Source organism: Bacillus sp. FSL W7-1346 (genome assembly GCF_038593335.1).
GTDB classification, from domain to species: Bacteria; Bacillota; Bacilli; order Bacillales; family Bacillaceae; genus Bacillus; species Bacillus altitudinis.
In genome coordinates this window covers 2623718-2636642 of the sequence record NZ_CP151988.1, presented here as the reverse complement: position 1 = coordinate 2636642, position 12925 = coordinate 2623718, and the positions used below count along the sequence as shown (strand labels likewise).

The 12925-nt window shown below is 40.2% G+C and carries 13 protein-coding genes; 10 read left to right on the top strand and 3 right to left on the bottom strand.

The window, feature by feature from the left end:
- Positions 1 to 33 precede the first annotated feature (33 nt).
- From NST09_RS13565 to NST09_RS13540, 6 genes are all read left to right on the top strand, one after another.
- Positions 34 to 1176: a cysteine desulfurase family protein gene (locus tag NST09_RS13565; protein WP_144610547.1), complete on the top strand. Its 1143-nt coding sequence runs from the start codon at positions 34 to 36 to the stop codon at positions 1174 to 1176.
- A gap of 4 nt (positions 1177 to 1180) precedes the next feature.
- Entirely contained in the window at positions 1181 to 2386 is a 1206-nt protein-coding gene (gene thiI / locus NST09_RS13560) for a tRNA uracil 4-sulfurtransferase ThiI (protein ID WP_007501769.1), read from the top strand.
- Between the two features lie 89 nt (positions 2387 to 2475).
- A complete protein-coding gene (locus NST09_RS13555) occupies positions 2476 to 2688 on the top strand; it encodes an alpha/beta-type small acid-soluble spore protein (protein ID WP_003216385.1) in 213 nt (70 codons plus the stop codon).
- 221 nt (positions 2689 to 2909) lie between these two features.
- Positions 2910 to 4490, top strand: a complete 1581-nt coding sequence (locus NST09_RS13550) for an acyl--CoA ligase (RefSeq protein WP_116307265.1) — start codon at positions 2910 to 2912, stop codon at positions 4488 to 4490.
- 136 nt (positions 4491 to 4626) lie between these two features.
- On the top strand, positions 4627 to 5241 hold the full coding sequence (locus NST09_RS13545; RefSeq protein WP_046344214.1) for a LysE/ArgO family amino acid transporter: 615 nt from the start codon (positions 4627 to 4629) through the stop codon (positions 5239 to 5241).
- Positions 5242 to 5271: 30 nt separating this feature from the next.
- Entirely contained in the window at positions 5272 to 5451 is a 180-nt protein-coding gene (locus NST09_RS13540; protein WP_046344213.1) for a hypothetical protein, read from the top strand.
- A gap of 223 nt (positions 5452 to 5674) precedes the next feature.
- On the opposite strand, the gene NST09_RS13535 is transcribed toward NST09_RS13540, so the two are convergent.
- On the bottom strand, positions 5675 to 6106 hold the full coding sequence (locus NST09_RS13535; protein WP_035391122.1) for a MarR family transcriptional regulator: 432 nt from the start codon (positions 6104 to 6106) through the stop codon (positions 5675 to 5677).
- A gap of 119 nt (positions 6107 to 6225) precedes the next feature.
- Here NST09_RS13535 and NST09_RS13530 point away from each other — a divergent pair, with 119 nt between their 5' ends.
- Together NST09_RS13530 and NST09_RS13525 are read left to right on the top strand one after the other, a co-directional pair.
- Complete coding sequence (locus NST09_RS13530) at positions 6226 to 6813, top strand: NAD(P)H-dependent oxidoreductase (protein ID WP_017358293.1); 588 nt, start codon at positions 6226 to 6228, stop codon at positions 6811 to 6813.
- 105 nt (positions 6814 to 6918) lie between these two features.
- Positions 6919 to 8271: an amidohydrolase family protein gene (locus NST09_RS13525; protein ID WP_058213915.1), complete on the top strand. Its 1353-nt coding sequence runs from the start codon at positions 6919 to 6921 to the stop codon at positions 8269 to 8271.
- Positions 8272 to 8310: 39 nt separating this feature from the next.
- On the opposite strand, the gene NST09_RS13520 is transcribed toward NST09_RS13525, so the two are convergent.
- Complete coding sequence (locus tag NST09_RS13520) at positions 8311 to 10248, bottom strand: ABC transporter permease (RefSeq protein WP_008343108.1); 1938 nt, start codon at positions 10246 to 10248, stop codon at positions 8311 to 8313.
- On the bottom strand, positions 10238 to 10999 hold the full coding sequence (locus tag NST09_RS13515) for an ABC transporter ATP-binding protein (protein ID WP_017358290.1): 762 nt from the start codon (positions 10997 to 10999) through the stop codon (positions 10238 to 10240). Before NST09_RS13515 ends, NST09_RS13520 begins: the two co-directional genes overlap by 11 nt.
- A 298-nt stretch (positions 11000 to 11297) precedes the next feature.
- Between NST09_RS13515 and NST09_RS13510 the strand changes: the two genes are divergently transcribed.
- Both NST09_RS13510 and NST09_RS13505 read left to right on the top strand, forming a co-directional pair.
- Entirely contained in the window at positions 11298 to 11642 is a 345-nt protein-coding gene (locus NST09_RS13510) for a PadR family transcriptional regulator (RefSeq protein ID WP_035391131.1), read from the top strand.
- Positions 11633 to 12877 (top strand): FtsW/RodA/SpoVE family cell cycle protein, encoded by a 1245-nt coding sequence (locus NST09_RS13505; protein WP_060781283.1) that lies wholly within the window; start codon positions 11633 to 11635, stop codon positions 12875 to 12877. The genes NST09_RS13510 and NST09_RS13505 overlap by 10 nt, the downstream gene beginning before the upstream one ends.
- Positions 12878 to 12925: the final 48 nt, after the last annotated feature.

The following is a 12925-nucleotide window of genomic DNA, read 5'->3' as shown; positions in this document are numbered from 1 at the left end:
ATTTTTTAAGTTTTTTTGTAAGGAGTTTAAGATATGATTTATCTTGATAATAGTGCAACAACAAAGCCTTATCCAGAGGTTTTACAAGTACATCAGCAAGTGAGTGAGCGTTTTTTTGGGAATCCGTCTTCGCTGCATCAACTTGGAATTGATGCGAGCCGTCTATTAAGTGAAACGCGAAAACAAATCCTTCACTATACAGGCTTTACACAATATGAGATTATTTTTACTTCAGGTGCAACAGAAGCAAATAACATAGCCATCAAAGGGGCTGCTCTTGCCAAGATGAACCGAGGCAGACATATTGTCACAACAGCGATTGAGCATCCATCTGTCATCGAATCGTTTGAACAGCTGAAAACATTATTTGGCTTTGATATTTCCTATATTCAAGTAAATGAGCATGGCCGTGCAGATATGACGCATTTAAAAGAAGTGCTTCGCCCTGATACAGTGCTTGTCAGTCTCATGCATGTAAACAATGAAACAGGCGCGATTCAGCCGATAGAGGAAGCGGCAAGCATCATTCGGACGTATGCCAAAGAGGCGATTTTTCATGTCGACGGCGTACAAGGAATTGGCAAGGTTCCGCTGCCTAAAGAGATGGATATTGATCTTTTAACGATGTCAGGCCACAAGATTCACGGCTTGAAGGGAACAGGTGCCCTCTTTTTAAAGAAAGAGATCGTGCTTGCGCCTTTTATCACAGGAGGAGAGCAAGAACTTGGCCTTCGCTCAGGGACTGAGAATCCTGCTGGAGCTGTCAGCTTAGCAAAAGCCATCAAGCAATCATTTGAACATTTAAATAAGCATCATGACGAGATGATCGCTTTAAAAACGGAGCTAGAGCAGCAGCTTGGAAAGATAGAAGGCGTCGTCATAAACACACCGCTGACACATAGTGCACCGCACATTGTGAATTTTTCAGTGCCAGGTATTCAAATTGAAGTCCTTCTGCATATGCTCGAAAAAGAAGGCATTTACGTTTCGACAACGTCTGCTTGTTCTGCTAAGAAAAAGGAACCAAGCCGTGTCCTGCTGGCGATGGGGAAATCAGAAGATGCAGCCAAAAGCAGCATGAGAATCAGTTTGACATATGGACAAGGACCAGAGCTAGCGCCACAAATCATCACATCGATCGCACAAAGTGTGAAAAAATTAAAAGGAATGAGATAACAACATGAAGTATGACCATATTTTAGTCCGTTTTGGTGAGATTTCAACAAAAGGGAAAAATAGAAAGAAATTTATTGAAAAACTAAGACAGCACATCCGGTTTGTATTAAAAGACTTTGAAGCATTAAAGTATGCATCTGACAGAGACCGCATTACGATCATGCTAAACGGAGAAGACCCTGAACCAATTTCAGAACAGCTTAAAGGTGTATTTGGCATTCAAAGCTTTAGCCTGGCTGTGAAATGTGAGACAAATCTTGATGCCATCAAAGAAGCGGCACTCTCAGCGGTTCAGGAAGTGTATGAACAAGGAAATACATTTAAGGTCTCAACGAAACGCTCTTATAAACAATTTGAGCTTGATTCAAATGAAATGAACCGAGAAATTGGTGGACATGTTCTAAGGAATACAGACAACTTAACCGTTAATGTGAAACAGCCAGATGTTCACTTGCGAATTGAAATAAGAGAACACGCGACGTACATTACATTTAAAGATGTAAAAGGTGCAGGCGGACTGCCAGTTGGTTCAAGCGGAAGAGCGATGCTAATGCTCTCTGGCGGCTTTGACAGCCCAGTGGCAGGCTATCAGGCAATGAAACGAGGCATTCAAATTGAAGCTGTTCATTTCTTTAGCCCACCTTATACAAGTGAACGTGCTAAGCAAAAGGTCATTGATCTAGCGGAATGCTTAGCTGCCTATGGAGGCGAAGTCAAGCTTCACATCGTTCCTTTTACAAAAATCCAAGAGCTCATTCACAAACAAGTACCAGAAAACTATACGATGACTTCAACGAGAAGAATGATGCTCAAAATTGCAGATAAAATAAGAGCCAAGCGTGATGCGCTTGCCATTATTACAGGGGAAAGCCTTGGTCAAGTGGCAAGTCAGACACTTGAAAGCATGTATGCCATTAATCATGTCACAAACACACCAATCATTCGACCGCTGATTGCCGTGGATAAGAATGACATTATCGAAGAAGCGAGACGAATTGGCACATATGAGACAAGCATTCAGCCATTTGAGGATTGTTGCACGATCTTTACGCCGCCATCTCCAAAAACAAAACCAAAACTTGAAAAAGTAGAACGCTACGAAAGCTTTGCTGAATTCGAGCCAATGCTTGATGAGGCAGTGGAGCAGATCGAAACAATCGTTGTCACAAATGAAAAGAAAGCAGCTGACAAATTCGCTGATTTATTCTAAATAAAAAATTTCATAATAATTACCATAAAATCAATCGCATGAAGTCATGTGTTTCTACACATTCTATATTCACAAGGAGGTGAGAACACATGGCTCAACAAAACAGACAAAGCAGTTCTAATCAATTAGTCGTTCCAGGCGCTGCACAAGCGATCGACCAAATGAAGTACGAAATCGCTTCAGAATTTGGCGTAAACCTTGGACCAGAAACAACAGCTCGCGCTAACGGATCAGTTGGTGGAGAAATCACTAAGCGTCTTGTATCTTATGCTCAACAACATATGGGTGGCGGATCTTTCTAAGACACACAATTAAAAAGCTATGGCTTATGAGCGGGTTCATTCCCGCTCTTTTTTTTGTACATAAATTGTTAGAATATTTTTAAAAAAGAAGACGAAATGAAAAAATTATGGCATAATACTAGGAGTAGGTCCTAATTCAAGCATTTTTCAGTTATGAGTGTTAGAATAGGTAAATTGAAACATGATTCGTTTCATAGAAAGAGGCTAAAAGGAGCTGTACCATGAAAAGAGAAGACTTAATTGCACCAGAACAATATAACTTAGTCAGTGAGATTGAAGCGTTCAGTCATGACCAGGAGAAAATCGCCCTGCACTGGCAGGACGGAAATGGCCATGAAGCGCATGTGACATATGCAGCATTAGTGGAAGAGGCGAATAAAATTGGTCATGTTCTATTAAATGCAGGCTTTAAAAAAGGCGATAAAATCATTGTGATGGTGCCTCGTATGCTAGAGGCATACAGCATTTATTTAGCCATTCTAAAAACAGGAATGGTTGTGATTCCTTGTTCAGAAATGCTTCGCGCTAAAGATATAGATTACCGAATTGAACATGCAGAAGCAAAAGGAGCGATTGTTTACGCATCATTCATTCAATCGTTTGAAGGAACCAACCAGCCAAAAGATTTCAAAACATTCTCGATTGGTGAGAATGATCATGGCTGGACAAACATTGTTGCGCAAAAGGAAGAGCAGTCAAGCGAGTTGAAATTGGCAGACACAACAAGTACGGACATGGCGTTTCTCTCTTATACATCAGGCACAACAGGTAACCCAAAAGGGGTTGTTCATACACACGGCTGGGCGTATGCACATTTACGTACTGCGGCCAAAGCATGGCTCTCCATTAATGAAGGGGATAAAGTATGGGCAACAGCAGGACCGGGCTGGCAAAAATGGGTGTGGAGTCCTCTCTTATCTGTTTTAGGAAGCGGAGCAGAAGGTTTTGTTTATGGAGGGAAATTTAATCCGAATACGTACTTAGAGCTGCTTCAAAAAAATGAAATCAATGTTCTATGCTGTACACCAACAGAATATCGATTTATGGCAAAAGTGGATGACCTCAGTCAGTACGAGCTACCCAAATTGCATAGTGCTGTTTCTGCGGGAGAGCCGCTCAACCGTGAAGTCATCGATACGTTCAAAAAACATTTCGATATCGAAGTGCGAGATGGTTACGGGCAAACAGAAAGCACGCTGCTAGTCGGGGTGCTGAAAGGAATGGACATCAAGCCAGGTAGCATGGGCAAACCAACACCTGGCAATGAAGTAGAGATCATTGATGAGAATGGCCAGATCTGTGCTCCAGGAGAAATAGGTGACATTGCCGTTCATCTTGAAACGCCGGCTTTATTCAAGGAATACTACAAAGATGCAGAGCGTACAAAGGCGCAGCGCCGTGGGGATTACTTTATTACTGGTGACCGTGCGAAAAAAGATGAAGACGGGTATTTTTGGTTTGAAAGCCGCAGGGATGACATCATCGTCAGCTCAGGTTATACAATTGGCCCGTTTGAAGTCGAAGATGCACTGATTAAACACCCAGCCGTGAAAGAATGTGCTGTCGTGGCAAGTCCAGATGAAATCAGAGGATCAATCGTGAAAGCATACGTCGTCCTGCGTGATGCATCTACACAAAGCGATGAGCTGATTAAAGAACTGCAAACACACGTGAAAAATACAACAGCACCGTACAAATATCCAAGAGAAATCGAATTCATTGACGAGCTACCAAAAACTCCGTCAGCGAAAATTCGACGTGTCGAGCTGAGAGAAAGAGAGCTTGCGCGAAAATCATCATAACAGTAGAAACAATAAGCGTCTGGATGGAAAATCATCCAGCGCTTTTTTTATTGGACAAATCAAATATGTAAAATTCGTTCATGATGTTTTATGTTAAAATGTGTAAGGATGACTTGAAAAGGAGAATGTTCTGAAAATGTCGATTGCGATAATTCATGGGATTGTGCTTGCTTTTGGTCTTATTTTACCTTTGGGCGCACAAAATGTATTTGTATTTCAGCAAGGAGCCCTTCAGCCTCGATTATATCGCGTACTGCCTGTGGTCATTACAGCTGCTCTCTGCGACACACTTTTAATTACTTTAGCTGTCATTGGGGTTTCGGTTGTTGTACTCACCATTCCTATCTTGCAAATAGGTCTTTTTATCATTGGATTTTTCTTTTTACTTTATATGGGGTGGTCAGTTTGGAACACGAGCTCCGCAACAGGTAATCAAGAAAAGATGGACTTGATGCCTGTGAGAAAACAAATCGTATTTGCCTGTTCCGTTTCCCTATTAAATCCTCACGCGATTCTCGATACGATAGGAGTAATAGGAACGAACTCTCTTCAATATCATGGGGCGGAAAAGGTGGCATTTACCGCAGCCTGTATCATCGTCTCGTGGTTATGGTTTATGGGTCTTGCTCTTCTCGGGAAAATGTTAGGAAAGCTAGATACAAACGGCAAGTGGATGAACCGGATCAATAAAGCATCAGCCGTCATGATCTGGCTGGTTGCATTATATATCGCCTATCAGCTTATTGGATAAAGGATACATAGAGCAAAAGAGACGTGATGCATGAAAATGAGTGCTGAACATGTCATGGGAAAAAGCGTTGGATGGAAAACATCTGGCGCTTTTTTGTTGACTACTATTTCGGGAGAAGCTTCAGTTACATCCTGTTCATTTTTATCAGACATGCTGACGGTTCAATTACCTGTAGGAAATGATCAAAATAGGATCTATGCTACATTATAAAAATGTAATTTAGAGGTTTTAAATGGCTCATAAAGAACAGCGTAAAGGGGCAGTGCTTGCTGTCTTTGATACATTGACGTTTGGTGTACCAGTTTTGCTGTGAAATTTATATAAGAATACGAATAAAACATAGTAGGTTTCATCACGTATCTTTTAGCATCTCTTTACTAATGTGTTCAAAAATCATTTGCATGAGCGATACGCTCATGCTTTTTTCATTCGATCATTTTTTGAAGATGGTTTGATTTAATAGACGGAGAGCTTGTACGATATCATCCATTTGATTTCGGTCAGAGGAAGAAAGGCTGTCCATGAGCATGGATTCAATTTGTTGAAATGCTTTGTCCATACACTCGCGGCCTTTTTTAGACAGCATAATGACATGTTTTCGCTTGTCATCTTTATCTTCTTGTCTATCAATGAATTGTTTTTCGTGAAGCTTTTTCAATTCTCTGCTGACATTCGGAAGAGACATGTGCTGACAATCGGCGATTTCGCTAGGTGTTAGCGGCTCACTGACGGCTAACTGCTCCAGAATCAAATATTGTAGAGTGGTTAGATCAGATGGTTTGATCTTGCTCATCATAGCATGTTTCAGCTCAGAAAAAGTAGAAGCAAATGTGACAAACTCTTTGAAAAAATGTGGGTTTTTCATCCTGTTTCACCTCCTACGTACCATACCAAATTTATTATCAAAAAACAATTATCATTTGACAACTAAAAAAGATAGGTGTATGCTTTTTGTTATCAAATGATAACTAAAGGAGATAAGCCATGAATGTACTCATTATTTATACTCACCCTCATCACAATAGTTTAAATGGTGCTTTTTTTAAAGAAATCCTAAAGGGCAGTGAAGAAAATCCAAACGTTCAAGAAGTGAGAATCATAGATTTATACCAAGACAAATTTGATCCTGTACTTATTTTTAATGAAGAGAAAAAAAGACGTGATATGCATAAGGACCCTGAGATTCAAGAATATCAAGAGAAAATCAAATGGGCAGACAACATCGTGTTTGTTTATCCGATTTGGTGGGGTAGGCCGCCAGCTATGTTGCTTGGTTTTATTGATCGCATGTTTGCAGCGAATTTTGCTTACCGTCAAACTGGCGGTCTGCTTCCAGAAGGCTTGTTAAAAGGAAAGAGGGCTGTATGTGTATCGACAATGCAAGGACCGACCCACTACCCTTTCTTCTTTTTGCAGAATGCCCACAAGGTGTTAATGAAACGAGCTCTTTTACAATATGTCGGGATTAAACCGGTGAAGTTCTTTGAATTTGGCATGATGGAAAGTCCAAAAGGGAAGCATGACGTGAAATTAAAACGGATATACAACTATTTTCGGAATATCAGCTCATAAAACCACATTCCTTGAGTCACTTTTCTTCTAATTTGAACCTGTTATGTCTTAAAATGACAGAGAGGGTGAGTGACTCATTCTCTTTATTTGAAAAGGGGGATATGGATGAAGAAAACATTGTTTAAAGATGCGGCTCTTATCACACTTGATCCATCTTTAGGTTTTCTGGAGAAGGGAGATCTATTAATTGAAGGGGCACATATTGTAGAAGTCGGACCTTCGATTGAAGCAAGCGGTGCTGATGTTGTGGATGCGTCTGACATGGTCATCATGCCAGGGCTTGTGGATACCCATCGTCATGTGTGGCAGTCTGTCATACGGGGGATCGGAACAGATTGGTCTTTGCAAACGTATTTGAGCAAAATTTATTATGGCAACTATGGGGCGATGAGACGTCCATCAGATGATCGAATTGCTAATTATTTAGGCGCATTAGAGGCATTAGATGCAGGAGTGACCACGTTTTTCGACTGGACGATGATCAATTCTATGGATCATACAGAAGAACTCATTGGAGGTTTAAAAGATGCGGGTATTCGAGCGGTCTTTGGTTTTGGTACCTCTGGAGATGCAGCGTATTGGGACAGAGAGAGTACGCTCACGAATATGGAAGACGCAGCCCGCGTGAAACAAAAACATTTTCAATCATCGGATCAGCTGTTGACGATGGGACTTGCCATTCGTGGACCTGAATTTTCTTCATGGGAGACGACCGTTTTTGAAATTGAAACAGCGAGATCACTAGATGCATTATGCAGTATGCACATTGGCTTTGGAAATTGGGGAGCAGCGGATCGATCGATTGAGCGACTTCATCAAGCAGGGCTGCTCGGGCCTGATTTGAATATGGTGCATATCAATGCAATTGATGCAGATCAAATGAAGATGTTAGCTGACAGCGGAAGCTCCATCTCGATTACACCTGAGATTGAAATGATGATGGGACACGGATATCCTGTCACAGGGCTCGCCATTGAAAACGGCGTTCTGCCAACGCTTGGTGTAGATGTGGTGACAGCGACAGGCGGAGATTTGTTTGCTCAAATGAAATTCGGACTACAGGCGGAACGAGCGATTCAAAATCAATCTTTATTGATGGAAGGGACGATGCCAGGGCCTGAACTTGGATTGTCTGCACAGCAAATGCTTGAAGCAGCCACAATAAACGGGGCTCGTGCCTTGAAGCTTGATGACAAAATCGGCTCGCTCACACCTGGAAAAGAAGCTGATTTTATCTTGATCGATCGGACAAGCATGAATCTTCTTCCGATGACAGATCCAGCTGGGGCAGTTGTGCAAACGGCACACCCTTCAAATGTTGATTCTGTCTATGTGGCTGGAAAAGCAGTGAAACAAAATGGGAAGCTAGTTGGAGTGAACTTAGAAGAGATCAAACAAAAAGCTTATGCGGCAAGAGATCATATTTTATCGCACAAGTTTGAATCAACGCCATCATAAACAAACAATCCCCATAGGCAGCTGCCTATGGGGATGAGATTACAAGGATTCTTTAATGACTTTTTTGTAATACTGGACAGATAGGAATCCGAAGATAGAATATAGCACCGTATAAATCGACATGACGATGAGCATTGGTGTCCACAGTTCACCGCCGAAGAAAAACCAGCCTGACTGTACTGCAAAGTAGCTGTGAAGCAACCCGACAACGAGCGGAATCCCAAAGTTAAATAGCTGTTTGAGCCGAATACCTTTTAATAGATCCTTCTCAGTAAAACCAAGCTTACGCAAGATCGTGTAAGAGCTTTGTTCTTCTTCACTTTCATTCATCTGCTTAAAGTATAAAATACAGCCTGATGTGACAAGGAAGCTGAGACCTAAAAATCCGACTATAAACATCATCAGTCCGATGGTTTGTTTTTGTTGCTGAGTGGTAGCCAATTGAGACATGCTGTTGTCACCTAGTTTTAAAGAAGTAAACACATCATTCGCTTGTTCAAGGTTTTGATCATCTTTTATATTGACTGCGTGATATTGATTATTCTCAATCTGAAGTTTAGGATCTTTCTGCTGGTCAAGCTGATCAAAGACACTTTGACTGACGACAGCAACAGGTAGACCACCAAACGTAAAGTTGTAAGAAATGAGGTAATCTTTCTTCATATCAATGACCTTTAAATCAAGGGGTTTCTTAATAAGTAGTTTCACATCACCTGAACTTTGAATCGGCATGAATTTCTTCAATAAATCACTGTAGCCGCTTAAGATGACTTCGTTGCTTTTCACATGAATATTTGGTGCGTTTTTCTCACTGATCACAGGTAGAGTTAAGACACCTGGATCATTATTCATATTTTTAATCTCTGAATCCATGATCTTTTTTGCGTCAAACTTCGCTTGAATGACCTTGAACTGCTTTGTTTCATACGCAATATGTTTGTCAGAAAGTGCACGAGTAAAGGTGTTGGCTTCTTTCTCAGATCCCATGACGAAATGTGAAGGGATCTGTTGTTCAGCGGTTTTTTCTGCTGAGTAATAGGAAATGTAGCTTAAAGATAACAACCCGATGGCAAGCGCAGATACCGTTGTAATAATCGTTAAAAGCAGTGCGTTTGATTTTAACCGGAACATAATAGATGACAGAGACAGGACTTCATGAATGGCGAGATAGCCATTTTTTCGTTTGCGTACGATATTGGCAATGAACGAAACAGAGCCTTTATAGAAAAGAAAGGTACCGATAATGACAGAGGCTAGAATATAAATCATCGCTAAAAGTAACGCAAGCATGGACGTATATGTGCCGGTAAAAAGCTGAGAAGAAATATAATAGCCTGAGCTGATGAATGCAATGCCTAGAACCCCAATGATGATTTCAAACACAGAGATTTTTTTCACACGCTGTTCTGTAGAAGACGTGGTTCTAAATAAAGATAAAATCGTCTGTCTATTAATAAACCATCGATTTCTTAACATAATTAATCCATAGATGACGAAAAAGACGATCAGTGTCTGCAAAAGGGCCATGCCTGAAAAATGCAGGTTGGCGATGGCGTTCACGCCGGTTACTTTAAATAGCACCATCAGCATGAGTTTTGAACCGATAAATCCAGCTATGATACCAATAGCCATGGAGACCACATATAGGATAAAGTTTTCTGCATTGAGTAGTTTGGCAATTTTTTGTTTCGTCATGCCAATGAGCTGCAGGAGACCTATTTCTCTCCCTCTTCGTTTAATAAAAATGCTGTTCGCATATAACAGGAAGATTCCAACAATGGCAATGAGTAGTACTGAAGCGGCTTTAATCGACGCACCGCCCTTAATGGACCCCTTTACATCATCAAGTGCTGGTGAGTACTGCAAGGTGACAAAAGAAAAGTAGAGCGCCACACTAAATACAAGTGCAAACACGTATAAATAGTAATTTTTTAAGTTTTTCTTCAGATTGCGGAAGACGAGCTGATTAATGTTCATGCTTCACACCGCCTAAAACACCTTGCGTTTTCATAATATCCTCGAAAAACATCTTTCTCTCTAGAGCGCCTTTATTCAATTGTGTATAGATCTGTCCATCTTTGATAAAAATCACTCGTCTTGAATAACTGGCTGCAACAGGGTCATGCGTCACCATGACAATGGTTGCTTTGCGCTTGTGATTGAATTCTTGCAGCTTGTTCAGTAAGTCAGAAGCAGATTTGGAATCAAGTGCTCCAGTTGGTTCATCAGCAAAAATAAGGCTTGGTTCATGAATAAAGGCACGTACCGCAGATGTCCGTTGCTTTTGTCCACCAGACAGTTCATTTGGATATTTGTCTCTTAGTTCATAAATCCCCATATCCTCTGCAAGCTGTTGAAAGCGTTCAAAAGCTTCTTTTTTAGGCGTTTTGGAGATGGATAATGGCAAGAGGATGTTCTCTTTAACCGTGAGTGTATCAAGTAAGTTGTAATCCTGAAAAACAAAGCCAAGCTGTTTCTTTCTAAATTCAGCGAGCTGCTGATCTTTCATTTGCGTCATATCTGCATCTGCGATCCGAATCGATCCGCTGGACACATGATCAATCGATGACAATACGTTCAAAAGGGTCGTTTTCCCCGAACCTGATGGCCCCATGATGCTGACAAATTCTCCAGCTTCTATCGTCAAATCAATGCCTTTCAGCACCTCTTGTTTATTGAATTTATTTCCATAGCTTTTATATAACTTGCGAGCTTCTAAAATGTTCATCTGTCGAACCCCTTTTTTATTTAATTGATATCTCTAGTATAAAAAGAAGCCGATCAGACTTCCTGCGATTTGGCGAACAAAACAGACGAGCATGTGACATTGTTGTCACATGCTTGTTTCATATGTCAAAGCCTTATGTAGAATTCAGATTGTTATTCAATTATTTTATCTGTTTTTCGCTATGATGTATCAAATTTCTTGTTTTTTTCTGATGAACCTTTACAGAGTATTTGATTTCATGTAAGATATGCATATCAAATATATGCATAGTAAATCTATGTATTAGAGGTGACGATGGATGAAAGTGAGTAAAGAGCTTCTAAAGGGGAGTACTGCTACCCTTATTTTAAGCTTGTTAAATGAAAAGCCGATGTATGGATATGAAATGATTAAGGAATTGGAGTCGAAATCCGAAGGAATTTTTAGCTTTAAAGAGGGGACGATATATCCTATTTTGCACACTTTGGAGGGGAAAGGATTTATTGTGTCTTACTGGGGCGAAGGGAATGGCAATCGAAAAAGGAAGTATTATCGGATTAATGAACAAGGCAAAGCGTTTATGAAGGAAAAGAAAGAAGAATGGACTGTGTTTAAAGATGCAGTAGATGGCGTTTTGAACGGGGAGAAAGTCGTATGGGACTAGAGAAAAAGTTTGAACAATATATCAAAAATGTGTGTAAACGAATCAAAAATAAAGACGTACATGCAAGTATAAAGCTTGAGCTTCGTGATCATTTATACACGCTGAAAGAGGAAGCGGTCAGTGCGGGCATGTCAGAAGAAGAGGCGGTAGATCAAGCGCTCGATCAAATTGGAGATGCAGCCATACTCGGAATGCAGCTTCATGAAACACACAAAACTCAAGTTGACTTTAAAACGATACTTCTTGTATTAGCTACTTGTTTATTTGGGCTGTTTGTAATGTATTATTTTCAGTTTCATTCTCATTTACTTCATTTTCAAGACACGAATATCTTTTATAAAAGTCTCATTTACTATGTATTTGGTCTTGCGTTGATGCTTGGACTGTTTGCTTTTGATTATCGGCGCTTTTTACCCTATTCATGGCATTTATACATAGGAACGATTGGAATGCTGATTCTTACAATGATGATTGGGACAAGAGTGAACGGTATTCTCTTTTTAAGCTTAAATAATGGATCGATCAATCTGACTGAAATTTTTCCATTTCTGATGATTATTTCGTTAGCTGGCATTTATCAATCTTGGAATTGGAAGAATGGTTTCAAGTCCTGGCTAGGGTTAGCGATTGTCACTTTACCCATTATTTTATTACATATAGTCGGATCTCTTTCTGCAACCATCACCTTTATGGTCATATGCATAACGATGATGTATGTATCTCATGCAAGAATGAGACAGCTTATTCCGTTTACAGCAGCAGGTATTGTCTATCTCATTGTTCAATTATTTTCTCTGTATCAAGTTGATATGGCCCACTTTTACCAATACTCACTTCATGAATTTAGCTCAAATGGTTTTCAAATAAATCCGTACGCATTGTATGATGTTCACACTGATTGGATGTTGACGTATATCATTTATTCATTCGGATGGTTTGCAGGATTGGCCGTTCTTATGTTGTTTGTGACTTTGATTTATAGAGTAGTTCATACAGCGAAACGAGTTCAATCTGCTTATGGCAAAATATTAATGATTGGTTTGGCAACCACATTTGCAGCAAAATTTATCTTAAGTATTTTCACAAACTTTGGATTATTGCCTATATCAGGAGTTTCCATGCCTTTTATGAGCTATGGGGGATCTCATATTCTTCTAGAAATGATGTCAGTCGGGCTGCTAATGAGTATTTATAGAAGGAAACAGCTAGGAGAAATATGCCGTGAAGTAGCGTGATATGGCTGTATAAAATAACCCAATCTCTTCAATGCATCGTTGAATGAA